Genomic DNA, 24,647 nt, shown 5'->3' with positions numbered 1-24,647 from the left:
TTACTTGCATTTAATCAAGCTGGAGAAACGACAATGCCATGGGACGGCAAGGAAATACTTGATATTTAGTAAGAATTCTCCAAGGTTCCCAATACTTCCATCAATCTTTGCCGCTTCGCCAGCAGGGTGGGATCAAACGCCGTCCACTGCTGCAGCCTCAGCGCATACGCCGGCGCCATCATCCAGCCGAACACCTCCGCCTTGTCTTCCTCGGGACCGTAGGCGGCGTACAGGCTCACCAACCCGGGCTGCGGGTGGCCCAGGTTCTGGAAACCCTTGCCGTAGGCCGTGGCGCCGCCCTGGCCGTAGGCTGTGCCAGCCGGATTCAGGGCCAGCCAGGCGGGGTCGCGGTAATAGAAATCGTTGAACAGCCGGTATTCGATGAAGTGGTAATACTCGTGGTGCACGCGCAGCTCCATGCCGGATGGACACAGGGCGGCCAGCAGGTTGTCGGCGTAGACGACGCTGTCGATGTCCGGCGCCGGCATGGCCAGGCGGCGCTGGCCGTCCACGCTCAAATCCTTCACCAACACGACGTGGCGCAAGCCCGTGCGCGCGAAGACGCCGGCCGGGTAGCGCTCCATGGCTGGCAAGACGATGCTGAGCAGCAATTGCAGCCCGGCACGGTCTTGCTCCGAGTCACTGAAGGCGTGCGCCTCGCTGCCGGGCATGGACAAGGTCCAGGCGGGCGCCAGTTGCAGGGCCGCCAGGCGCGCCGTGGCGATGGCCTGCAATTGCGCCACGCTGGCGTCCCTGGGCGCGACGGGCGCATAACGCACGTTCCAGTCGCACTCGCTGCGCATGCTGTCTTGCTGGGCGGCACGCTCGAACGCTTGCAGGTCGGCCGCCGATGGCGCGGACGGGCCGGTGCCGGCGCAGGCGGACAGCAATACAACGGCAAGACAGGACAGCAAACGGCAAGCAGGCATGGGATCTTTCACGGGCATAAAAATGGGGCGCAATCGCTGCGCCCCATTGTACAAGCTATCAATTTCCTTACAGCATCAGCGCTGGTAATTCTTGAAGAAGTTCCAGCTGATCACGGTGGCGTCCGGGCCCAGCTCATCGCTGAATGGCCAGCCGGGAGGGCCGCCGCTCCACGCGTGGTTCATGCCCTCGACCGTGTACTTTTGCGCGATGACGGCGCCGTTGTGCAGGTAGGTGTCGATGGTATAGCTGCGGCCGTACGGCACCGTCTGGCGCACGATGCTGTCGGCACGGTAGCGCACGCTGTCATTGTCGAGGCCATCGTCGCCGTAATCGCTGGTCTGCAGGAATTGCTCGATGGTCTGTTCGCCGTTGACGGGATTGACGACGATGTCGGAAGTGCCGTGGAACACCATCGTCGGCATCAGCCGGCGCGGCGAACCGGAGCAGCGCCAGGCATCCTTGCCGCGCACTTTCGGGTCGAAGGAGCTGCCGTTGAACAGCGAATCAGCCGCCGTGACCAGGCCGGTGGCGCCCTTGTACATGCCGCCCGAATGCACCATCACGGCAGCGAACACGTCGGAATAACAGGCGGCCATGATGGACGCCATGGCGCCGCCGGCCGAGATGCCCGTCACGTACACGCGGCTGTCCTGCACCGCGTAGTTATTCTTGACCTTGTTCAAGATGCCCATCAGCACGGCCGGCTCGCCCGTGCCCCGTTCCTGGTTCAAGGGCAACATGAAATTCCAGCAGCGCATGGGGTTGGCCGTGACGTTCTGGCGCGGATAGACGACGATGAAGTTTTCACTGTCGGCCAGCTGGTTGTAGCGGCTGACGGCAGCCATGCTGTTCGGTTCCGAACCGCAGCCGTGCAGCATCAGCACCACGGGCAGCGGCGTATTCGGATTGTAATTGCTCGGCAGCCAGACCTGGTATTCGCGCGAGCCCCACAGGCTCGCGTACAGGCCGAAGTCCCACTGCCCGGCGGAAGCCGGCAGCGCGGCCAGCAAGCCGCAGGCGGCGATGAGTGCAGATAACAAGTGACGCAGTTGCTGATGCAGATGTGCCATGCCAGTCTCCTGATTATTATTCACGACGAAAACAGCGACAACGACCCGGCTTGACGCCCGTCAAGCCGGCACTTCCGACCCGCGAGGCCGGACCCAGCGGGTCCAGCCCCGGCAGTGAAGAACTCTAAAATTTGTAACCGGCCTTGGCGATGATCTGGCGCGGCGGTCCATAGAAACCGTCGAGGATGAACACGGCGGGAATGTTGTAGCCATCCGTGCGGTAGCGCTTGTTGCCCAGGTTGCTGCCATGCAAGCTGAAGGTCCAGTTCTTTGGCGCTTCCCACACGACGCCGGCCGTCCAGATGCTGTAGCCGCCCTGCGCCAGGGTTTCGCTCAAGTCCGTCGTCGGGTAGACCTTGCTGCGATAGCCATAGCCGACCATGCTGCGCAAGGCACCGCCGAACACGTCGCGGTCCGTGCGCGTCACGTTCAAGCCCACTTGCCGGGCTGGCGTATTGCTGAACTTTTGCGTATCCGCAATGTTCTTGCCGCCGCTCATGAACTCGTCATAGTTGGCATCAAGCAGGGCGAGAAAACCGTTGACTTCCCACTGGCGGTTCGGCCGCCACGAGAATTCGAACTCCGCGCCTTTCACGGTGCCCTTGCCCGCATTCGTGAAGTCGCCATAGAAGCCCGGCACGCCGCCCGGCTGCACATAGCTGGTGAAGACGGACAATTGAATATCCTTGTAGCGGTTGTAGAACAGGGCCACGTTGGCGTCGAAGGTGTCGTCGGGCGCCGCATACTTCATGCCCACTTCCAGCGCGTCGAGTTTTTCATCCTTGTAGGGCCGCGCGGAATCGGGCACCACGAGGTTGTTGGCGCGCACGTTGTAGCCGCCCGACTTGAAGCCGCGCGACAGGTTGCTGTAGAAATTCGTCGTCTTCGACGCTTCATAGCGCACGGAAATTTTCGGCGAGGTATTGCTGACGGACAAGGACTTGTCGAAGTCGGCCGCCGTCTGGATGGGCCGCGTGAAGCCCACGTCGGCAAAAGCGCGGTTGAGCACGATGGCGCGCTTTTCCTCGCGCGTATGGCGCAAGCCCGCATTGATGCTCCACACCTTGCCCAGCGGCCAGGTCCAGTCCGTGTACAGCGCCGTGCTGTCCGTCTCCACCGTGCTGACGGCGGTCGTAAACTGGCGTCCCAGGAAGTTGTTGTAGATGCCGCCGCCGGCCGTGCCTTCGAAGCGGTACAGGCCGATCACGCCGGCGCCGTAGTCGCCGCTGTACGAGGCCTGCAATTCCAGGCTTTTCTGTTCGTCGCGCGAATCGCCGAAGACGTCGGCAATCGGTTGCGGCAAGCCGTCGAAGTCGATGGTTTGCTCGGACGTGCTGCGCCGCTTGGCGCCGATCACTTTCACGGACCAGTCGTTCGACAAGGTGTAGTTGGCCACCAGCGAACCGCCCCGGTTGTGCGTGAAGTTGTTGCCCGGCATGCCACTCTGGATGTCATACGCATCCGTGCTGGCGGGCCGCTTGAGCGGATCGAAAGCGCTCACGCCCATGCGCTGGAAGCCGCGCACACCGGACTTGTCGTCCGTGGCGTCCAGGCTCAGCACGACGGTGAGGGGGATGTCCTGCGGAAAGTAGCCGACGGACAGGCGCGCGGCCGTGCTGTCCTGGTCGCTGACCTGTTCGCCGTTAAACGTGTTGCGGCCGAATCCGTCGCGGTCCAGTTTGGCAGCGGCCAGGCGCGCGCGCCAGGTGCCGCTCTCGTTGGCCACATTGAAGGCGGCCTTGAAGTTGCGCTGATTGTAATTGCCAATCCCTACTTCCGCCGAGGCACCGTTTTCCTTCGCCAGGGGGCGCGAAATGTACTTGATGGCGCCGCCGATGGTGTTCTTGCCGTACAGGGTGCCTTGCGGGCCGCGCAGCACTTCGATGCGCTGCACGTCGAACACGTCGAGCAGCGCGCCTTGCGGACGGGCCATGTAGACGTCGTCAAAATAAATGCCCACGCCCGGGTCCACGCCCCAGACGGGGTCGGCCTGGCCCACGCCGCGGATAAACGCGGTCAGGGTGGTATTCGTGCCGCGCGAAGCGTACACGGTCAGGTTCGGCACGCGCTCCTGCAAGTCGGCCAGGTTCTGGATATTCGCCCGTTCCAGGGCCTTGGCGGAAAACGCCGTGACGGCCAGCGGCACGTCCTGCAGCCGTTCTTCGCGGCGGCGGGCAGAGACCGTCACGGTTTCCATGCGTTCTTTTGCGTCGCTGGCTTCGCTGGCTTCCTGGGCGCTGACAGCAGTGGCCTGGCTGGCCTCCTGCGCCTGGGCCTGGGTGGCAAAGGCGCCGGCAACGGCAAGGGCGGCGGGCATCAATTTCAAAGCAAGTTTCATAGCGTCTCCAATGTCAGGCTTGCTTACCACCAGGGAGACGGCCGGAGGCCAGGATCACAAGACGTCAAGGTACCCGCGCACGTGAAGCGAGCACCTGCCCTGCGATGACTGTTTCCCGGCCCCTGCCCGTGCGGCGAGTGGCCTGTTTATTTTGAATGTGTGGCGAGGAAGGACTGCAACAAGGTATTCACATGCTGCGCCTGGTCCAGGGGCGTGGCATGGCGCGAGTTCGCGATGATCTCGATCTCGCACTGCTGAAACTGTGCGGCAAAGGCCCGCTTGCTGGCGACGGGCGTGTAATCCTGGTCGGCCGCCATGATGAAGACGGGCATGGCCAGGGCCTGGAAATGGATGTCGATATCCCAGTGGAAAATGGCATCGAGCGCGGCCAGGTAGGCACGCTTGTCCATGCCCGCCATCTGCGTGGCGAAGCGCTCGACCAACGCTTGCTGGGCCGGCTCGGGGAACAGTTTCTTGCCGATGATCTTGCCCATGGCTTTCAGGCCGAAGGTGGCGATCACCGTGCGGCGCAGCCAGTAGGCAAACAGCAGCGCTGCCGGCTTGCTGCCCTGAAATGGTTGAGAATTGATCAGGCACAAGCTGGCCACCCGGCCCGGGGCGCGGTTGGCCATTTCCAGGCCCACCATGCCGCCCAGGGAAAAGCCGACGATGTGCGCGCGTGGCACGTCGAGCTGGTCCATCAGATTGAAAAGGTCGTTGGCGAAGTCGCCGATCTGCCAGTCGCCGTTTGGCGCGGGACTGGCGCCATGGCCGCGCAGGTCGGGCACGATCAGGCGAAAGCTGCTGCCGAGGGCATCGATCTGCGGACGCCAGTCTTCGGCGCAGGAACCGAGGCCGTGCAACAGAAAAATAGGCTCTGACTGCGCGGGATCGCTCTGCTCCCTGCCCAGGTCGAGGTAATGCAATGGAACATCGGATGTCGTGTGACGCCGCATTCTGTCTCCTTGCTGTTGAACATGCTTTGTGTTCAGGTGCAGGAATATGTTTTCCTGCTGTTGGAAAACATAATACGGAATCCGAATTCCGATTTCAAGTTAAATCGCTAAATATCTCAAGTCAGGTAATTTAAAGCAACACGCACCAGTTCATCCTCGAGCGCCGCGCCCGACAAAAAGGATAGCGAACCCGTCAAGGTATGCTGGTTCAGGATGCCCAGCAGCACGGGCGGCACGACCATCATCGCCTGCGTGGGGTTCGGGTGGCGGATGCTGGACGATTTGCTGGCCAGCACGGCGACCGTGCGTTGCGAGATCAGATGATTGATCTGGTGCACCCTGTCGCGAAATTGCGCATCCTGCGACGCACGCGTGATCAAGGCGCGCAAGACGCCGCTGCGCCCGCCATTCACGGCCACGAACATGGCCACCATGGCGCGGATGAACTCTTCCAGGCTGCGCCCTTCCCACTGGCGCAGTTCCGTCAGGGTCTCGACCTTTTCCACCATGTCGGAAAAAAAGCGCTGCAGCAGCAAGCGGCTCAGGGTGTCCTTATCGCCCAATAAACGGTAAAACGTGCCCACGGAGGTTTCCGCCAGTTTGGCCAGGTCGGCCACGCCGATTTCATCGAAACGGTTTTCCGCCAGCAACTGTTCCCCCACCAGCAGCAGGCGCTCGAACGCCTGCTTGCTGCGCGCCTGAGTGGGCTCCGGGGGAACGATCATCTGCGGGAAGGGCATCGGAAAGGAAGGCATGCGGCGTCGGCGTCTCTCGATAGTGGAACCGTGGTTCCGTTATGGGAGCACGTATTGTAACGCGGGAGACGGCCGATGGGGAGCGCCGCGTGGCGCCCTGGCGTGTGCTACCTGCCTTGCCACTCCATGTAGACGTCGGCGCGCTGGTAATGCGCGTCGCCGGCGGGCCGCGCCACATGGGTAAAACCGCTGCTTTCGTACAGGCGGATGGCGGGCGCCAGCTTGCTGTTCGACTCGAGGAACAGCAGCTTGGCGCCGCTGGCCTCGAAGGCGTCGAAGGCCCGTTCGATCAGCCGGCGCGCAATGCCCAGGCCCTGGCATTCCGGCGTGACGGCCATCTTCGACAGCTCGATGCTGTCTCCGCCGGCACGGATCAGGGCGCAGGTGCCGACGATCTTGCCGTCCAAACGCGCGAGGAAAATCTGCCCGCCATCGTCGAGGATCGAGCGTTGCGGATCGGACAGCACCTTGTCGTCGAGCGCCTCGACATAAAAGTAGCGTTCCAGCCAGGCGATATTCAGGCGCTTGAAGTCGGCCGCGTAATCGGCGTCGTAGTCGATGATTTCCACGGCCGCCCGCTCGCGCTGGCGCCGGCACGCGGCGATCGTCTCGCCGAAACCCTGCGCCTGCAAGCGCGCTTCGGCCCGGTCCAGGCTGGCCATCAGCTGCGGTGTGCCTTGCTCGAATACCGTATCGACGGCGGCGCGCACGTCGTCCCACAGGGGCGCCATGTCGCGCAGCAAGGCTTGCCCCGCGTCGGACAGCGCCAGCAGGCGGCGCCGCTCGTCCTTGGCATCCGGCAGCTCCGCCACCACGCCCGCGTCGAGCAGCTTGCGTCCCAGCTGCACCACCACCGGATGTGTCTGCCCGATCTGCGCGGCCAGGGCCGTGATCGCCGTGGGGCCATTGTCGCGCAGCAGCAATAACAAGGGAAAACAACGCGACGTCAGCTCGACGCCGGCCGCCAGATAGCTGGTATCAACGCCCGCATACAATTGATCGGAAAGACGGCGCAGGCGGCTGGCCAGCATCAGCGAGCCATAGGTTTGCAGGTTGGAGGACATGTTGAGCAGAATATAGGTAAGTAGTTACGTATACCCTAACGTAAACGGGCTTTCGGCGTCAAGCCTCAGCGTTTGTTGATCGCTTATTCATCATCGTCATCGGCCAGCGCCGCCTGCAGCCTGGCCTGGAACACGTTCTCGACCACCGCCCCCAGTCCCGGCCACACCTGTGTCAGCCAGCGCCCGCCATCCTCGCTCACCTCGACATACGGCGCGTCGCGCATGGCGCAGTCCAGGCCGATCGCGATGACTTGCCCCGCATCGTCCAGGCCACCGGCGATCATGGCATCGATGGGGAATACGATCAGCTCGGCGCTCAGATGCGGACGCAGCAGGCAGGCGGGCGCGATGATGGCAAACGATGCTTCCACGTAACTCCAGCAATTGGTGGGCCAGTGGGCAGCCTTGACGGCCTCGAGGAAGGCCGCGTCGCTGATCGTTTCAGGATGGGCCTGCGCCCGCGCATAAAAGGCGGCAAGGGCGACGAGTTGGGGCGGGGAAGTCCAGGTGGGCATCAATCATGATCCAGGCAAAGCCGCACCAGGCTGGCGGCAAAGGCGGACTGTAGCATGTTCAATCAGCACGCTGAAACACCAATGGTCGGGGCATAATCATGGCCGACGCCACTCTCGCCAGCCACAGCCATGCCAACTGCCTTTGAACTCTGGAAAGCCGAATTACTAATTGTGGGCAACATTATCCAGGATGACGATACCTCCACACCGTCCGATGAAGCCCAGCGGCGCTTCCAGCGCTACTGCGCCATGCTCGATGCGCTGACGGGGAATGAGGGCGCGCACTACGCGCTGGCGATTGTGCAATCCGTGCAGGCCGAGCACGATTACGGCGCCTACCAGACGGCCAGCCGCGCCGCCTGGCGTTTCGGCGAGACGGCGTATTGCACCGCCCTGCTGCACGAACTGCCGCGCCTGATCGCCACCCTGCCCGACTGGGCGGGTGACTTTCTCGTTGGCATCGCCAACGGCGCCGGCACACCCCACGCCTCGGCCATCACCTGCTTCAACACCCTGCTGGCCGCCGCGCCGCCCGCGCAGCAGGCGCTGATCGCGGCATTTATTGCCACGGAAGAAGACGATGGCTGGTTTGAGCATTGCACGGGCGTGCTGGGCGCCGCTGCCGGCGAACGCTACGCGGGCATCATGCCGGGCCAGGATGGCGCCGCCGGCTACCAGTTGTTCCTGCTGCCCGGCGAGGCCGATGCCCTGCCCTGGCAAGCCGCGCTGGACTGGGCCGCGGCGCGCGGCGCCTGCCTGCCGACGCGCAGCGAGCTGGCCTTGCTGCACGCCAACCTGGGCCATGCCTTCCCGGATGCCTGGTACTGGTCGTCGGAAGCGGACGCCATCCTGCCCCGCATGGCGTGGAGCCACGATTTCGACAACGGCACCCAGTACAACTATCGCAAGACTTATTCAGGCCGCGCCTGCGCCGTGCGCCGGGTCACATTGGCGCCATCGGCCGACGCGCCCATCGCCCTGCAGCCGGGCGAACGCTATGCCGGCCTGATCCTCGGCTGGGATAGCGCGCCCGATTACCACCTGGTGCTGCTGCCGGACGAGTACGAGCAGGAGAACCATTCCTGGCAAGCCGCATCCAACTGGGCTGCCAGTCTGGGCCACAGCCTGCCGGATCGGCGCGAGCAGACCTTGCTGTATGCGACATTGAAAGAGGCGTTCCGGCCGAACTGGCACTGGTCAAGCGAGCCTGGCGACATCGAGGACGAAGCCTGGTGCAGGGATTTCGACACGGGCGTCGCCTACCAGAACGCGCGCGAATTTGACGGCTACGCGCGCTGCGTGCGCCGGGTGCTTGCTTAGTGCTTGTATAGTGCGCGTTTGCTCAGGCGAGCGTTCCCCAATCATCAAGGAAACCCATGCTGCTATCACTCGACGATCCCATCTGGCCCACCCTGGAAGGCGGCTACCGCATGCCCTACGACGTGGCCGGGGCGCTCAAGGCCATGCAGGCGGGCGAAGACGTCTGGCATGAGCTGTGGGAAGAGCTGCACCACCAGGGCGACGTGGGCGTCGCCTCGTATGCGGCCGTGCCCCAGCTCGTCCACCTGCTGGGCAACGCACCATCGCGCGAGGAAGATTTCTATGCGCTCATCGCCCTGATCGAGCTGGAGCGCCACCGCCCGCACAATCCGCCGCTGCCGGACTGGCTGGCCGCCAGCTACCAGGCGGCCTGGGCGCAGCTGCCCGCCATCGCCGCGCGCGAGCTGCAGGGCCAGCTGGATCCCGCCATGCTGGAATCCGTGTTCGCCGTGCTGGCCCTGGCCAAGGGCAACTTGCGCCTGGGCGCCCTGCTGCTGCACATGGACTCGTCCGAAGCGGACGAGTGGCTGGAAGAGCGTCTCGGCTGGTCCGAAGTCTACGGCGACGATGCCTAGCGGCTAAAAACGCTCGTCGCGCAGCGCCGGCAGCACCAGTTCGCGCACGAACGAGGCACTCGACAGGTTCAGCAGCATGCGCACGACGGCGACGACGTCATGCACGGGGATCAGCTCGCCTTCGCCCCGCGCGGCGGCGTCCGCCAGCGGCACGGACAAGCCATCGTAGGTATTCAGATAGCCGAGCTGCAGCGCCGTCACGGCCAGTCCCTGTGCACGGAAACCTTCGCGCAAGGCATCGGCGATGCCGTTCAGGGCGAATTTCGAGGCGCTGAACGTCACTTCCGGGCGGCCGCTCTGGCGCAAGCCTGACGTCGATCCCGTGAGGATCAGCTGCGGCTTGTTGCTCGCCAGCAAGCGCGGCACCAGCCGCTTGAGCAGCAATATCGTTGACGTGATGTTGGTATTGACCATGTCGACGATAGTATCGTCCGCATCGCCGAGGAAAGCGTAGTCATCGCTGAAGGCTTTTTCTTCCCACACGCCCAGGTTGTAGATCACCGCGTCCAGCACGGCCGGCGCTTCGCGGGCGATGCGTTCCACCGCCTCCGCGGGTGCGGCCAGGTCCGCCGCGATCCATTGCAGCCGCGTGCCCTGGCCGGCAGGCAAGTCGGCGGGTTGCTGGCGCGATACGCCGATGACGGCATGTCCGTCAGCAAGCAAACCGTCCACCAGTGCGCGTCCCAGGCCCCGGCTGGCGCCCACGATCATGATATGCATACTGTGTCCTTTCCAATGAAGTCAACGCGGATGATAGCGGCGTTGTATTAAGCACAGCTGAGGCTGATCCCCATACGCGCCGCGTTTACTCATGCGGCGGAAATGCGTATGCTAGATCTGGCAATCTCCGATAACACACAAGAACGAGACACATGCCTACTTCCAACACCGCCGCACTCCACGCCGCAAGCCGTCCCCTCACCCAGCAAGACTATAAAACCCTGTCGCTGGCCGCCCTCGGCGGCGCGCTGGAATTTTACGATTTCATCATCTTCGTCTTCTTTGCCAACGCCATCGGCCAGTTGTTCTTCCCGCCGGAAATGCCAGAATGGCTGCGCTTGCTGCAAACCTTCGGCATCTTCGCCGCCGGCTACGTCGTGCGTCCGCTGGGCGGCATCGTCATGGCCCACTTCGGCGACTTGCTCGGCCGCAAGCGCATGTTCACCTTGTCCATCCTGATGATGGCCGTGCCGACCCTGCTGATCGGCCTGCTGCCGACCTACGCCAGCATCGGCCTGGCCGCGCCGCTGCTGCTGCTCCTGATGCGCATCTTCCAGGGCGCGGCCGTGGGCGGCGAAGTGCCGGGCGCCTGGGTGTTTGTCTCCGAACACGTGCCGAGCCGTTACACGGGCTTTGCCTGCGGCGTGCTGACGGCCGGCTTGACGGTGGGCATCCTGCTCGGTTCGCTCGTCGCGACGGGATTGAACACCGTCTACACGCCGGCAGAAATCGCCGAGGGCGCCTGGCGCTATCCGTTCTTGCTAGGCGGCATCTTCGGCTTCGGCGCCATGTATCTGCGCCGCTGGCTGCATGAAACCCCTGTTTTTGCGGAAATGCAGCAGCGCAAGGCGCTGGCGACGGAAATGCCTTTGAAATCCGTGCTGCGCAGCCACCGCGGCGCCGTCGCCGTGTCGATGCTGCTGACCTGGATGCTGTCGGCCGGCATCGTCGTCGTCATCTTGATGACGCCGGCCCTGCTGCAAAAAATCCACCACATCGCCCCACGCACCACCCTGGTCGCCAATACCGTGGCAACACTCTGCCTGGCCTTCGGCTGCATCATCGCCGGCATGCTGGCCGACCGCCTGGGCGGCAAGCGCGTGATCTTCACCGGCTCGGTGCTGCTGGCCATCAGTACCTATATCTTCTACACCACCGTCGGCAGCCGCCCCGACCTGCTGCTGCCCCTGTACGCCATGACGGGCCTGTTCGTCGGCGTCGTCGGCGCCGTGCCCTACGTGCTGGTGCAGGCGTTCCCGGCGCAGGTGCGCTTCTCGGGACTGTCGTTTTCCTACAACTTGTCGTATGCGATTTTCGGCGGCCTGACGCCCGTGGTCGTGACCCTGATGCTGAAGAACAATGTACTGGGTCCCGCCTATTACGTGATCGGCGTGTGCGTGATCGGCATGTTGACGGCGCTGTTCATCAAGGATCAGCGGCAGACCGTGGGACGCTAAATCAGCCGCCAGCGGCCAAGGCCACCTTCGGGTGGCTTTTTTTTCGCCCAGATTTTGTCGCGCCGCACCAAATTCTGAAAAGACGTTTCACATCGCGGAATTCCGAACAGCAGACTCAGCAATAAATCCTCTCACTTTTTGAAAATTCATTTCACATCATGAAAAATAATAATTAAGCCGTTGAAAAACAAAGACTTAATTTAAGTTATATGTCTTATATAAGACTTGAAGATCGGCGCGAATCGGCCTACTATTTAGTCATGCAGTTTGCTTCGACAAGACGTTGTGGCGCACTCGGCGATTTTCTCAAACATAGCTTTTCTTTTTAGGAGATTCACATGTCCCAATATCAAGACGACATCAAAGCTGTTGCTGGTTTGAAAGACCAACAAGGCAGCGCATGGAACGCCATCAATCCCGAGTCCGCCGCCCGCATGCGCGCCCAGAACAAGTTCAAGACCGGCCTGGACATCGCCAAGTACACGGCGAAGATCATGCGCAACGACATGGCCGCCTACGATGCGGACCCATCCAAGTACACCCAGTCGCTCGGTTGCTGGCATGGTTTCATCGGTCAACAGAAGATGATCTCGATCAAGAAACACTTCAACAGCACCGACCGCCGCTACCTCTACCTGTCCGGCTGGATGGTTGCCGCCCTGCGCTCCGAGTTCGGCCCGCTGCCGGACCAGTCGATGCATGAGAAAACCGCCGTCTCGGCACTGATCAAGGAACTGTACACTTTCCTGCGCCAGGCCGATGCCCGCGAACTGGGCGGCCTGTTCCGCCAGCTGGATGCGGCCCAAGGCGCTGAAAAGCAAGCGATCCAGGCCAAGATCGACGGCCATGTGACCCACGTCGTGCCCATCATCGCCGACATCGACGCCGGTTTCGGCAATGCCGAAGCCACCTATTTGCTGGCGAAACAGTTCATCGAAGCGGGTGCCTGCTGCATTCAGATCGAAAACCAGGTATCCGACGAGAAACAATGCGGCCACCAGGACGGTAAAGTGACGGTGCCGCACGAAGACTTCCTGGCCAAGATCCGCGCCATCCGCTACGCCTTCCTGGAACTGGGCGTGGACGACGGCATCATCGTCGCCCGCACCGATTCGCTGGGCGCCGGCCTGACCAAGCAGATCGCCGTCACGACTGAACCAGGCGACCTGGGCGACCAATACAACTCCTTCCTCGACTGCGAAGAAGTGTCGGCCGACGCGCTGGGCAATGGCGACGTCATCATCAAGCGCGAAGGCAAGCTGCTGCGTCCAAAACGCCTGCCGAGCAACCTGTTCCAGTTCCGCGCCGGTTCCGGCGAAGAGCGTTGCGTGCTCGATTGCATCACCTCGCTGCAAAACGGCGCCGACCTGCTGTGGATCGAAACGGAAAAACCGCATATCGCACAAATCGGCGGCATGGTCAGCGAAATCCGCAAGGTCATCCCGAACGCCAAGCTGGTGTACAACAACAGCCCGTCGTTCAACTGGACCCTGAACTTCCGCCAGCAAATCTTCGACGCGATGAAAGCGGCAGGCAAGGACGTGTCCGCCTACGACCGTGCCCAGCTGATGAGCGTGGAATACGACCAGACGGAACTGGCAGTCCAGGCCGACGAGAAGATCCGCACCTTCCAGGCCGACTCGGCCCGCGAAGCCGGCATCTTCCACCACCTGATCACGCTGCCGACCTACCACACGGCCGCCTTGTCGACCGACAACCTGGCCAAGGAATACTTCGGCGACCAAGGCATGCTGGGCTACGTGGCCGGCGTGCAGCGCAAGGAAATCCGCCAGGGCATCGCCTGCGTGAAACATCAAAACATGTCCGGCTCGGACATCGGCGACGATCACAAGGATTACTTCAGCGGCGAAGCGGCGCTCAAGGCGGCTGGTAAAGACAACACCATGAACCAGTTCTGAGCTTTTGGCTTGACTGTAGAGTGACAAGGCCCGCTTCGGCGGGCTTTTTTGCGTCTGGCCCGCCGGCGGGCGGCAGTTGCGTAGGTCGGCTTAGCGGAACGCGTAAGCCGACATGCACAGGCGCAGGCACTGATTGGTGGCTTGCTTGTTGCGTGCGAATAGCCCGCTTCCTCAAGCTTTTTCTGCATTTTGAACCCTGGTATCGCAGCGATTATGCTGAAATACACACTCAATTAAATCACAGGGAGCGGCCATGTATATCCCCGTTGTCATTTTCAAAGATGAGGCTAGCGTGTACGGTGTAAACGTCCCCGACATCAAAGGCGTCCACTCGTGGGGCGATAGTGTTGAAGACGCGCTCAACAACGTCCGGGGAGCCATCACCAGTCACATCGAGACACTGCTGGAGCTGGGCGAACCCGTGGAAATCACGCAAAGCAAGATCGAAGCCCTGCAGGCCAATCCTGAGCATGCGGGCGGCATCTGGGCATTGGTCCACCTCGACCTTGAGAAACTCGATAGCAAACCCGAACGCATCAACATCAGCCTGCCACGCTTTGTGTTGAGCAAGATCGACCGCTATGCGGCGGCGCGGCACGAGACGCGCAGCGGCCTGCTGTCGCGTGCGGCGCTCAGCTTGATCGAGGCCGAAGCCAAGAACGGCGGTGCGCGGTGATGTAAGCGCCGGACTCGGCACCCCGCCTCACAGGCCATCAGGCTTTGCGGCCTGCGATTCACCCAGCAATACCGCTGATACCAACTCACTTACCGGCAATCGATATCGATCTCGTTCTGCCCGGCCTTGCGGCCTTTCCTGTAGGTGAACTCGCACAGGCTGACACTGTCGTCCATCCTCCGCGACAGCGTGACTTCACCATGCACGCCATAGCTGCATTGCAGCCACTTGCCGTCTGGGTAGGGGCCTTCCAGCCGGTAGCTGAGCGTCGTTCCCCCTTGCTTCGTGCTCTCCCCGCTGGGCACGAGCTGCCCCCTGCGCGCTGGCGCGCCGTCGATCGGCGCCGCGGCGCTCAAGTAAAGCGGGCTGCCGATATACGGCGTCCAGCCAGCCGGCACGGCGTTCAGGCTGATCGACGCCTCGGGCATGCTGTCCGGACAAGCATAAGCGGCGGGCATCGCAGCCTGAGTAAGCATAGGAAATAGGCAGCAGGCGGCGCCGGTCAACCAACGTCGATGTTGCATCGATGCTCCCTTATTCGATGACGAAAAAGTGTCGGCATTATTGCTGGGGTCGATATGCAAGCCATTCTTGTACTGGCCTTTGGCAAGCAAGGTGCGCGACGTCACGATGCCCGGGCGCTTGCCCGCCCACTGGTCCATGACGAGGATACCGTCCAGCGTCTGTCCCATATACAGGGCCGCGTGATTGCCTTGTTGATGATTCGCATGCTTGCCGTTGACGAATATGGCAATGGCCGTGCCATTGCGCAGCAAACGGTTCCCCAGCACTGCCTCGCCCAGCTTCCAGGCCAATGTGGCAGGCGCACCCGCGTAGTGGCGGACCAGCGCGACGCATTGGTGGTTGCCAACCATGGTGGTTTTTTCCAGATCGTCGACTTTGGTGCAGGCATAGGGCACGGGACTCTCCGGGGGTGATGGGAGAGGCTTACGATACATGCGGGAAACAATAGGGGAGTTGAGATGGGATAAGGTTTGCGGGGGAATAACGGCGGTGGCGGCGTCCGTGAATTACGCATCCCGCGTCGCTGTGCAGTACATGGGTTGTACAGGACTTCGGTAAGCCGCATATCGTCGACAAAACAGATTATGTATTTGCGCGTACCTTGCTCCCGAAGATATGGCTGTAGTGTCACGCTCGAGCAGACTCAGCACGACATGCTTATGGCCGGGACTTTAACATAACAAAATAGTCAGGTGACTCTTCAGGATCACATTGTGCCAACCGCCTCTTTTCCGCCGGCTTGCGAGCTGGTTCACAACTTGGATCATAAAGCTGACCCGGCCCCAGCACCTGCGCCCATAATTCCTTCTTTCTTTCAGAAATCTGCGTACCAAAAAGCTGTGCGGCTTGTTGATAATTAAGGTGAATATCAACGTCTCGAATCTGATCATCTATCACTGGGCGTGCAATCACCCTGATTTCCTCATTTGTGGCTGGATTGATAATCCTCAGCCTTTTCCATGCATAGTCTGCACCTATTGGTACATTGACATAAAAACGACGTGGCTGATCTGGACCTATTTTGGGAACGCCTGCCCATAGCTTGAGGCCCAAGCGTTCAAAGGGAGCCTCCGTTCGCTCCGCCCGTCTCCGTAGTTCGGCGACAGATGGAGCTGCGTCAATTTTTTCCTGCATTTTCTGCGTTCTCTCAAGTATCCCCAACTTCAACTCATTCTTGTCGAGTTTTACTAGCTCGCTCAGAGCACGAGGCAAATCAGTATCAGAAATAGGATATATCTGATGTCTCTTCAGTGCAGCCACTGCCTCTAGCTTTTGCTGCCCCTCCAGCAGATCCTTGATAGATTGTTCCGCTGGTAATTGATAAATGGCGAAAGCTGACAAAGCAAGCATTCCAAATGCCACCACCATGAACGCAGCAAATGCCAGTTTGAGTTTAAGTGCCCTTCCGTGCAGAAGCTGTGTAGCAATCTCAAATCGCCGCGCCAGAGGTAATTTGTCCACATTGACACGAAGCACCTCCAGCACGCCTTCGAGCAATATGCGCCTGTCAGATTCTTTGGCGCTATTGATTAGTACCTCAGTACGTTTAAGCTGGGTGACATAAACCCATGCCACAACGGCAGCAAGGAATGCTACGAGCGTCAGAGGCGAACTCACATAGGTTATCGCTTTCCATACATCCATGGCTGCACCCGTTCCTTGTTGTTATGTGTTCGAACCTCGGCATCCTCAACGATGACATCAAGAAGGCCCTCCCACATCACAAACAGGGATAGATCACCGACGTCTACCCCACATAACTAAAATAGAATTCTTCTTGCAAATAAGGGGAATGGCAATGAGTACTGCTACGTGGGCGCAGCACAATTCATTCACTGAAAGGTATGCTCAACACCCACGGCAAGGTATGTGATAGGTCAATAGAAACGGACTTACCTAATTCAACAACCCATGCTTCATGCGGCCTGGACCGATGTTGCAGAGAGCAGCGCCTCTCCTCCGAGCTGCCGAGTTCGACCAATATTGCATGAGAAAACAGGCATGAATATCCCCCCCTGTCATTTTTAAAGATGCTGCCAGCGTGTACGCATCGTCCAAGCGCGTGCCTGCCCGATCTCAATGATGGGAGGCAGCCGATTGATGTCAGTGCTTCAACTGCCGCCAACAGAACGCGCCGCAAAGTATCGTGCCGGGGAGTTGCCGAAGGAACGGCGAAACATGGCGATGAAGTTGCTCGGTGAGGCATAGCCCAGCGTGTCGGCAACATGCGTGACCGAGTCTCCACGCGCCAGCATTTCCAGGGCGTGCGTGAGTTGTGCCTGCTGGCGCCATTGGGCAAAGCTCAGGCCTGTTTCAGCCTGCATCTGACGGCGCAGCGTTCGAGCCGACATCGCGCCCCAATCTGCCCAAGCTTCCAATGTTCGAATCGAACCGGGATCGTCCAGGATCGCCCGAGCGATGCGCTCCAGCCGAGCATTTGTCGGCATTGGCAAGTGCAGCGACTCATGCGGCGCGCGACGGATTTCGTCAAGGATGACGGTAACGACGTGCTCTTGGTCCAGTGCCAGCTGAGCGGACTTGTCCCATTCGGCGGCCCGGCGCACCAATGCGCGCAACACCTCGGTGATGCCGATCACGCAAGGCTGGCTCGGCAAGCACGCACTGGATTTCGGCGTGATGAACACGCTCCAGCCGGCAAGAGCACCGCTGACACGTACTTGATGCGGTACCCCTGGCGGCATCCAGCCGGCCCGGTTCGGCGGGAGCAACCACGACCCGTGAGCTGTCCGCACATGGATGAGCCCGGCTTCTACGCAGAACACCTGCCCTCGATGGTGGTGATGCAAACCGTACTCGCGTGTTCCGAGGCGGTACTCGCTGGCCTGATCGTCATTCCCCAACAACGCGATCAGACGAGGGCCATCCGACCACTCGCTGAAGTTGTCTTCCGGTTGCTCATGCTCAGGATTCAGTTTGGCCATTTATCACCATTTTAAGTCCATTTACCGTTATATGACTTTTCATGCTGTTCAGCATACTTGGCTCCTACCAAACTTTTAGGCGGCAGTCGCCGCCGTCATCGTGCTGAAAGGTCAACAAATGTCTATATCTTCCGTACCGGCGATGCCGCCACCGCTGCTGCGCAGTGGCGTATCGACCTGGATTGCTACCTTCGTCGCCTGCGTGTGTGCCTTCATGGTCGTGGTGGACGGTGCCATCGTGAACGTCGCGCTACCGGCGATGCGCGATGACCTGGGTCTGTCACCTGTCCAATTGCAGTGGGTAGTCGACATCTACCTGCTGTTGCTGGGTGGCTTCATGTTGCTCGCTGCACGCGCCAGCGACATCTATGGGCGCCGGCGCCTTCTGTTGTGGGGTTTGACGCTGTTCACTGGAGCCAGCCTGGCAGGTGGCTTTGCGACTTCCGGGAGCATGCTGCTGGCATCGCGCGCAGTGCAGGGTTTGGGCGCGTCGGTACTGGCGACCTCACCGCTGGCAGTCATCGTCGCCGCCCATCCCAAGGGGGCGAGTCAGGAACGAGCGATCGGCCTGTGGGCGGCCTGCGCTGCGATGGGCTCCGCCTTTGGCGTGGTCATTGGCGGCTTGCTGACGAGCCTAGCCAGCTGGCGCTGGGTGATGTTCGTCAACATACCTGTCGGTATCGTCCTGGCTGCGGTTGTTGCCGGCTGTCTGCGACCACAGCTCACGGACGACGCCCGGGCGAAGCTCGATGTTCTGGGAGCGTCCACTGTCACCCTGGCGTTGGCCTCGTTTCTCTATGCGATATCAGAATCGGTACATGCAGGCTGGACATCCAGTACCGTGCTCAGTGCCTTGGCTACCGCGCTGATCATGTTCGTCGCCTTCATCGCAGCTGAACGCCGTTCGGCCCAGCCCCTGATCAATTTCGAAATATTTCGCCTGCGAAACGTAACGGTCGGAATGGCTATGGTGTTGAGCCTCGGCGCGGTTCTCACGGTGTCGATGTTCTTTCTGTCGCAGGCGCTGCAGCGAATCGACGGGCGCAGTCCGCTCGACACCGGACTGGCTTTACTGCCAATGGCTTCGGCACTGGCTATCGCATCGATCGCATCACGCTATTTGCGGGACGCTGGCTTTAAACATTTGCCCTTCATTGGCAGCCTCGTGTCGGCAGCAGGCCTGATCTGGCTCAATTGGCTACCTGTTCACCCATTGCAGGTCAGCGAATTTCTGCTGCCTACATTGCTGGTCGGCGCTGGCAACGGCTTGGTGATGATGAGTGCCACGCAAGCAGTTCTTTCAGGCGTTCCACGGAAAGACTCGGGTCTTGCAGCAGGACTACAGAACACTGCACGCCAGCTGGGTGGCGCAGTGGGCATAGCAGTACTCGGTGCCGTCGCCCATTCAGTAATGGCGACGCAATTGGCCAGCGGGCAACTCCCCCAGGCGGCCGAACTTGCGGGTTACCGGTTCGCATTCTTGATAGCAGGCATCGTCAGCGTTGTCTCGGCAGTTGCGTCGCTCATGCTTCGAAGGACGCAGGGTCAGGTCTGCCATTTGGACACGAACTGATACGCTAGGCGCCGTAAAAGCATGCTCATTCACAAAATTGATTAGAACCACTAATGCGCTGGGCTTCAGCGCAGCGACAGCAGTTGGTCGATTCGAAGCGCACTGCCCTGCGCCTGAGGAACGAAGTGCTTCTCTCCGCGTATAGACGAAAAAAGAAAAAGCTACCCGAAGGTAGCTTTTTCTTTTTTGAGAGGGGGATTCAAATCATGGCTGGCATCCAGCATGAATGGCTAATTTCGACGAATGGTAGATTGAAGAATATCCCGAACCATTCCCTTGCGAAGAATAACTTGCCAAAAATTTAATTTCATCCCTATAGGAATTTCTTGCATCCCAAGAAATTTCATTAATTAAAAATACTTTATGACTCCTTTGGCTTCCTCAAAGAATAAATAGAAGACAAAATTTCATTGCCATATTTTTTATTCATGCTTTCTACAAAAGAAGGTTCAGCATCACGAGCAAAACCAAGAAGCCCCTGCAAACGATAAGATTCACTCTCAGCCAAATCTTTACATCGAAACTTATGTATCATTGCTGAAATTTCTCTTTTTCGCCCTCGCCCCAAAGAAACCATTCCATCATTGTTTATAATTAATCCAGTCACTCGCCTCTGGAATCGCTTTGACGAATGAATAGTTTTCTTATCATTCAATCGAAGCACTGGACAATCAAAATCAATTAAAGAATCGACTAGAAATTTATGGATTTCAGAACAAGCCCCTTTTTCATTTGTCGAAAAAGTTAAATCGTCAGCATATCGAGTATATGTAATAGAGCGTTCTTGACACCAATATTCTATGCGAGAATCAAATTCATACAAAATAGCATTCGATAACAAGGGCGAACTTGGCGCTCCAACACTCAGGCATAGACCAAAATCTGGCTCACGAACACAAGATACTCTCGCCATATTATCAATATCATCAGGGGAAAAACTATCCTCCAATAACAAACTCAAAAAATCATTCACATTATGATATTTTATTGAGTTGAAAAAATTACTAAAGTCAAATTTAGCCAGATATGAATTTTTCGAATGTGCTGCGGCGTTAATAGCTATACTTGTTCCAGCCTTATACGCCATTGCACAGCGATGAACAGGGAATTTCAAAAAAATATTATCTATTAGCCAATGTTGAATATATTTCGTTTCTTTTGCAGGCTGAGCGATCCAACGATCTCCTCCTGTGCGCTTTTTTATTGTGTAATGTTTATAGGTATCTGGAGCACGTCTAATTAGACGTTCAAACTGCGAAGGATGAAGTCCTATATTTTCTTGAAGCAACTGAGGTAATGAATACTTCATCGTTGTACTCCCTTGGATGCTTGGGAGATAGCGCGCTGACGATTTCTCTGTTTAGAATCAGTTTTATAGAATTGTAAGCACTCCATATTCACACGTGTGGAATCAATTCGAATAGCTGCATCTTTTGAAGCCAGCCTAAGTCTATGAAATTTGCTTCTACCTACCATGAAAAACGTAGAATCGCTATACACTTCTTTTTTCAATAGACCAAATCTTTCTAAAAGAAATAATTTACGACGCAAATCATCACGTGAAATTTTTATATCAAAAAAATCTAAATAGGCCGAAAATTCACTTTCTCGCACCGCCGCAAAAATTGTCGTTAACTCGCACAATAAAGCAGCAACATGAGTTGTAAGATTTGGATTGAAAATTGATGTTTTTGGAATTTCCGACAATATTTCAGAAATATCAAATAACACATCTTTTACTACTTCATCTTCTATAGCATGGGGAGCAGAAATGTTCCATGGGTAATTTCTAACAGATGAATTTTTATTTTCTCTTAAAAAGCGTAATATTCCTAAGTTTATAAAAGAAGCTAAATTAGCATCAGTCTCAAAATCTCGCGATTTAATTGCGACAATTTTTTCACTTAAGTCAGGAAGTTGTGAGAACGCACCTAGTTCGGCAATAGAACCAGCACTCTCAAGTGCAATAACAACCAAAGAGCAAATTCCAGCGAGCTCTTGCTCAAAGTTCATTAGATTTTTGAATAAACCATCCACGTGCCAGTCGGTTATATCTTCTGGGCGAAAAGTTTCAAATTCTGGGGGAGCATGGGTTATTGCGTGCCTTAAAGAAGATCGGATAGGTTCATCATCATCAGGGCGCTCTTTAAATCGAACCTTCCCTCCACAAAGTAAAACAATGTGGGATTCAGAAAACTCTACTCGTGCTTTCTCGAGATTTATTTTTTCTAACAAATTCTGTCGAGGATCTTCAATAATTTCTTGCATTTATGGGTTCTACACCTAGAAAAGCCGCAGCGGCATTTTGCGGATCGGAGTCGAGCGTGAGCGAGCGTAGGGCCGTAAAATGCCGCTGCGGCTCATGTCGCCACAATCATATAGAGTCTGGCTAACCGCCCGACTAAGTTACGGATACTTTCGTAACCACATTCGCGTGAAGAACAATTAATTATCAATGTTGTTACACTTGCTGTCAAGGAAAGGTTTGCAGTTTCTTTAATTTGACTTTCATACAGTAAAGTCTTATCCCTCTTCGTAAAAAACGCAGGGATCGGGGTCTAAGCTGAAACTGCTCCCTCGGTGACCAGCATAAGCACGGTCGTGCATAACCACACTCATGGGACACCATACCTAGCGTCACAAGCCAGGGGACCACTGAGCATCGCAGGTGCGAATAAGCAGGTGCGAAGTTAGCCAACCGAAGGTTAGCTAACTTCGCCTATCCTGCCCCGCTCTGTGCAGCGACTGAATCCTTAAATCGTCGGGTAACACTTCGAGCAAACCATTTTTATGCAGCTACGAGAGCAGATTTAGCAGGAATTTAGTAGGAATGTAGGTCGAAACTAGCACGGGAGATCAACGGTAATAGACAGCGTCAAAATGGGAACATTTGACATGCGTATGTACCGATCTTGGTCAATGTCAACAACAAATTTTCATAGTCTGCTGTACGAGTAATACACCGCAATAACGCGCTTCATTTCAAATGGCTTCGCATTTCCAAGTGGCATGGCAGGCCGATTCTTGTTGCACCAATGATTCAAGCATTCGATACTGGATACGTGTTTTCGGAATAATGATTGCGAGAGCGTTTCCACGACGGGCGAATCGGAAGCAGAGCAAGGCCTGCGGCATATGCCATTCGCCTCGGTGTTGCCGCTGGCATTTTTTGGTTCACAAAAGGGGACGCCATGAAACCAGCGACAGACGAATACCTGAAAGAGCGCCGCGTTGAACCTCGCATGGGCGAAGTACTGGCAACATGCGGCAAGTCGCGCAGCAGCGTTTATGCGAAGATAAAGGAAGGCACCTTCCCTGCCCCTATCAAGTTGCAGGGACGTTCTTCTGCCTGGCTCAGAAGCGAGGTGCTACGTTGGATGCAAGCATGTATCGAGACCAGCAGACCTGTGGCCACTCCATCCTCAACAACCGACAATCCGACAAACATTAATCGCGCCAGCAAACAATGGACCTGAACAGCACGAAACTGAAAATATCCCTTATGTCACACCAAATGATCTGCAATTTCCCCGGAAACGGATATTGGTGATGATCCCAGCCTTTGCTGCAGCGGAGCGGCATTAATGCAATGATTCGAAAGAAACCTACGCCGCTTTGCGCCAGCCAGTTGTGAACCCAAGCCTGCGGAGCATGCTGAAAGTGTCACAACACTGTACTCCTACGTCATCGCAAGCGTTAGGTACCTTGCGGTTCGCGCGAGTTGACTTTGGTTTAGCTGTTTCATTTGACACAACGCATCTTGGGGGTCTGTCAGTGTAGGCGTAAGCGATTAGAAAGGGATCTTGGCCGATTTGCTCAACTTCGGTATCGTTGAGGTCTGGAGCATAGGCCTTAGCGAGAACAGACTGCACAATTGACGGGTCAGCCTCCTCATCTAATACAAGAGCGTTCTCTACATGTGCTTGGCTGATCCAAGCACTTAGAGCGTCTTTACGCCCTTTAGCTCCTTCAGCAACCTCATCAAATGTCTCTAAAGGCATTTTGACAGCACCCTTCATACTCATATGTATAAGCCAGTCCCAATATTCCGGCACCATGTCCGCAGCGTAATATTGATTCTGTGCGGTGATCAAAACGTTAGCATCTAGCAGATAGAGCATCGACTACCTCAAGATCAAGCATTAGCGAGCAAAGGCTCGACATTTATTGGTTTAACACCTAAAACTTTGCCGGCCTTCGTTGGCGTAAGCGTTCCTTCAGCAAGTGTTCGACGCACCATATCAACCAAGGCACCTCCTACACGATGGCGTTTTACGACGTAGTAGGACGGACCACTTTCTGACGCGCGAGCTTTGTCTTTCTGGATGGACTTTTCTTTTAGCCACATATCTTGGAACGTCTTACTGAGTAGCTGCCAAGTCGCTTCATCTATGCTGCCAGAAAGGTACATACGATAAGCAACTAAGCTACGGCTAATTTTTCTACTAGACGCAAAATTATTGATCTCCGCCACCAAGCTATTAGGTTCTCCGTAGACAGGACGCCAAGCATTTAACTCATCTCCAGGTAGTAGAACTTGGCTCGCAACGTCGTTACAAAATCGTTCAACCTTTTGCTCATATCCGCCTCCACTAATGCCAGTGAGCCCCAACAAAACATGGGCGAATTCGTGCAATAACGTGAAAGCCCATGCCGATGGGGCATCTTGGTCGTTGATAATTATGAACGGCGCGATCTCGTCGGAAAGTGCAAACCCCCGAAACACTTGAGCACTAAGATTGGAATGATGACTTCCAAGGTTACCGATCAACATTACGAAAATTCCTGTCTGTTCAACAAGGGCTCTCGCATAGTTAAAGGCTTCACTCACCGACCGTCTTTTTCGGAACTGTTGAAGATTAAATCCGGTAAGATCCCGCATGCGTTGCGCAACCGCGGGGACACCTTGCTCCATTCGAAGCGATCCTACGAACGGAAGCAGATGGGCCTCCTCAGAGTCATCAAGCGCAGCGCGTACCAGTCTTTGACGTACATGCACATCGCGAATTAATGCATCGACTGAGGCGGCATCTTCAAGGCGGCGATCATCTGGCAGAGTTCTGAAGTCTTCACCACGCTCTGCCTTAACCGGCGGCTTCGGTAGATAGAATGTCAACAAAGGACGTTTGTAGGCCCTTGACATCTTTAATAGAACAGCACGGGTTGGCTCAATGCTGCCGTCCTCGTAGGAGGATAAGACTTCCACCCCACTCTTGCGCTTACCTCCAAGGTGTAGTGCGACCGCAGCCTTGTCTAGACTCATGCCCGCTGTCTCTCTGGCCCATCGCATAATTTCAGGGTTAAGCTGTAGC

22 protein-coding genes are annotated in these 24,647 nt (G+C 57.4%); 7 read left to right on the top strand and 15 right to left on the bottom strand.

Annotation, left to right across the window (positions count from 1 at the left end; translation table 11 throughout):
- Window positions 1-65 precede the first annotated feature (65 nt).
- From D9M09_RS03780 to D9M09_RS03750, 7 genes are all read right to left on the bottom strand, one after another.
- Window positions 66-929: a hypothetical protein gene (locus D9M09_RS03780; protein WP_162995558.1), complete on the bottom strand. Its 864-nt coding sequence runs from the start codon at window positions 927-929 to the stop codon at window positions 66-68.
- Between the two features lie 75 nt (window positions 930-1,004).
- Complete coding sequence (locus D9M09_RS03775; RefSeq protein ID WP_070310547.1) at window positions 1,005-2,000, bottom strand: extracellular catalytic domain type 1 short-chain-length polyhydroxyalkanoate depolymerase; 996 nt, start codon at window positions 1,998-2,000, stop codon at window positions 1,005-1,007.
- A 124-nt stretch (window positions 2,001-2,124) separates the two neighbouring features.
- A complete protein-coding gene (locus D9M09_RS03770) occupies window positions 2,125-4,338 on the bottom strand; it encodes a TonB-dependent receptor (protein WP_205602327.1) in 2,214 nt (737 codons plus the stop codon).
- A gap of 146 nt (window positions 4,339-4,484) precedes the next feature.
- Window positions 4,485-5,294: an alpha/beta fold hydrolase gene (locus D9M09_RS03765; protein ID WP_083293448.1), complete on the bottom strand. Its 810-nt coding sequence runs from the start codon at window positions 5,292-5,294 to the stop codon at window positions 4,485-4,487.
- 116 nt (window positions 5,295-5,410) lie between these two features.
- Window positions 5,411-6,049, bottom strand: coding sequence for a TetR/AcrR family transcriptional regulator (locus D9M09_RS03760; RefSeq protein WP_070218173.1), 639 nt, complete (start codon window positions 6,047-6,049; stop codon window positions 5,411-5,413).
- Window positions 6,050-6,156: 107 nt separating this feature from the next.
- Window positions 6,157-7,113 carry a bifunctional helix-turn-helix transcriptional regulator/GNAT family N-acetyltransferase gene (locus tag D9M09_RS03755; protein WP_121668607.1) on the bottom strand — a complete coding sequence of 319 codons (957 nt, stop codon included), beginning with the start codon at window positions 7,111-7,113 and terminating at the stop codon, window positions 6,157-6,159.
- A gap of 83 nt (window positions 7,114-7,196) precedes the next feature.
- Window positions 7,197-7,628: a hypothetical protein gene (locus tag D9M09_RS03750; protein WP_121668606.1), complete on the bottom strand. Its 432-nt coding sequence runs from the start codon at window positions 7,626-7,628 to the stop codon at window positions 7,197-7,199.
- A 129-nt stretch (window positions 7,629-7,757) separates the two neighbouring features.
- Here D9M09_RS03750 and D9M09_RS03745 point away from each other — a divergent pair, with 129 nt between their 5' ends.
- Window positions 7,758-8,948 (top strand): DUF1566 domain-containing protein, encoded by a 1,191-nt coding sequence (locus D9M09_RS03745; RefSeq protein WP_162995557.1) that lies wholly within the window; start codon window positions 7,758-7,760, stop codon window positions 8,946-8,948.
- Between the two features lie 56 nt (window positions 8,949-9,004).
- Window positions 9,005-9,523, top strand: coding sequence for a hypothetical protein (locus tag D9M09_RS03740; RefSeq protein WP_070310550.1), 519 nt, complete (start codon window positions 9,005-9,007; stop codon window positions 9,521-9,523).
- Window positions 9,524-9,526: 3 nt separating this feature from the next.
- On the opposite strand, the gene D9M09_RS03735 is transcribed toward D9M09_RS03740, so the two are convergent.
- Complete coding sequence (locus D9M09_RS03735; RefSeq protein WP_070310551.1) at window positions 9,527-10,243, bottom strand: SDR family oxidoreductase; 717 nt, start codon at window positions 10,241-10,243, stop codon at window positions 9,527-9,529.
- A gap of 152 nt (window positions 10,244-10,395) precedes the next feature.
- Here D9M09_RS03735 and D9M09_RS03730 point away from each other — a divergent pair, with 152 nt between their 5' ends.
- The 3 genes from D9M09_RS03730 to D9M09_RS03720 all read left to right on the top strand — a co-directional run bounded on the left by D9M09_RS03730 (window position 10,396) and on the right by D9M09_RS03720 (window position 14,295).
- Entirely contained in the window at window positions 10,396-11,700 is a 1,305-nt protein-coding gene (locus D9M09_RS03730) for an MFS transporter (RefSeq protein ID WP_121668604.1), read from the top strand.
- A 338-nt stretch (window positions 11,701-12,038) separates the two neighbouring features.
- Window positions 12,039-13,619: an isocitrate lyase gene (locus tag D9M09_RS03725; RefSeq protein WP_070310553.1), complete on the top strand. Its 1,581-nt coding sequence runs from the start codon at window positions 12,039-12,041 to the stop codon at window positions 13,617-13,619.
- A gap of 253 nt (window positions 13,620-13,872) precedes the next feature.
- Window positions 13,873-14,295: a type II toxin-antitoxin system HicB family antitoxin gene (locus tag D9M09_RS03720; protein ID WP_121668603.1), complete on the top strand. Its 423-nt coding sequence runs from the start codon at window positions 13,873-13,875 to the stop codon at window positions 14,293-14,295.
- A gap of 89 nt (window positions 14,296-14,384) precedes the next feature.
- Here the strand turns inward: D9M09_RS03720 and D9M09_RS28760 are convergent, their stop codons facing one another.
- The 3 genes from D9M09_RS28760 to D9M09_RS03705 form a co-directional block, all read right to left on the bottom strand.
- Window positions 14,385-15,215, bottom strand: coding sequence for a BPSL0067 family protein (locus D9M09_RS28760; protein WP_240453547.1), 831 nt, complete (start codon window positions 15,213-15,215; stop codon window positions 14,385-14,387).
- A gap of 262 nt (window positions 15,216-15,477) precedes the next feature.
- Window positions 15,478-16,464: a hypothetical protein gene (locus tag D9M09_RS03710; protein ID WP_070291185.1), complete on the bottom strand. Its 987-nt coding sequence runs from the start codon at window positions 16,462-16,464 to the stop codon at window positions 15,478-15,480.
- 467 nt (window positions 16,465-16,931) lie between these two features.
- Window positions 16,932-17,762, bottom strand: coding sequence for an AraC family transcriptional regulator (locus tag D9M09_RS03705; protein ID WP_121668602.1), 831 nt, complete (start codon window positions 17,760-17,762; stop codon window positions 16,932-16,934).
- A gap of 100 nt (window positions 17,763-17,862) precedes the next feature.
- On the opposite strand from D9M09_RS03705, the gene D9M09_RS03700 reads away from it, so the two are divergent.
- Window positions 17,863-19,335: an MFS transporter gene (locus D9M09_RS03700; RefSeq protein ID WP_240453546.1), complete on the top strand. Its 1,473-nt coding sequence runs from the start codon at window positions 17,863-17,865 to the stop codon at window positions 19,333-19,335.
- 361 nt (window positions 19,336-19,696) lie between these two features.
- Here the strand turns inward: D9M09_RS03700 and D9M09_RS03690 are convergent, their stop codons facing one another.
- Together D9M09_RS03690 and D9M09_RS28755 are read right to left on the bottom strand one after the other, a co-directional pair.
- The gene (locus D9M09_RS03690; protein WP_121668599.1) at window positions 19,697-20,644 is read right to left on the bottom strand and encodes a retron St85 family RNA-directed DNA polymerase; all 948 of its coding nucleotides are present in this window, start codon (window positions 20,642-20,644) and stop codon (window positions 19,697-19,699) included.
- Window positions 20,641-21,603 (bottom strand): retron St85 family effector protein, encoded by a 963-nt coding sequence (locus D9M09_RS28755; RefSeq protein ID WP_143449988.1) that lies wholly within the window; start codon window positions 21,601-21,603, stop codon window positions 20,641-20,643. Before D9M09_RS28755 ends, D9M09_RS03690 begins: the two co-directional genes overlap by 4 nt.
- A gap of 923 nt (window positions 21,604-22,526) precedes the next feature.
- On the opposite strand from D9M09_RS28755, the gene D9M09_RS03685 reads away from it, so the two are divergent.
- Window positions 22,527-22,811, top strand: coding sequence for a helix-turn-helix transcriptional regulator (locus D9M09_RS03685; protein ID WP_121668598.1), 285 nt, complete (start codon window positions 22,527-22,529; stop codon window positions 22,809-22,811).
- Between the two features lie 129 nt (window positions 22,812-22,940).
- Here D9M09_RS03685 and D9M09_RS03680 read toward each other — a convergent pair whose 3' ends face one another.
- Both D9M09_RS03680 and D9M09_RS03675 read right to left on the bottom strand, forming a co-directional pair.
- Window positions 22,941-23,456: a DUF4411 family protein gene (locus D9M09_RS03680; protein ID WP_121668597.1), complete on the bottom strand. Its 516-nt coding sequence runs from the start codon at window positions 23,454-23,456 to the stop codon at window positions 22,941-22,943.
- A gap of 14 nt (window positions 23,457-23,470) precedes the next feature.
- Window positions 23,471-24,598, bottom strand: coding sequence for an ImmA/IrrE family metallo-endopeptidase (locus D9M09_RS03675; RefSeq protein ID WP_240453545.1), 1,128 nt, complete (start codon window positions 24,596-24,598; stop codon window positions 23,471-23,473).
- Window positions 24,599-24,647 lie beyond the last annotated feature (49 nt).

Origin of the sequence: Janthinobacterium agaricidamnosum (assembly GCF_003667705.1) — a bacterium.
Classification (GTDB): domain Bacteria; phylum Pseudomonadota; class Gammaproteobacteria; order Burkholderiales; family Burkholderiaceae_D; genus Janthinobacterium.
Note: the sequence above shows the minus strand (reverse complement) of the source record. Positions and strands in the feature narration are given on the sequence as shown.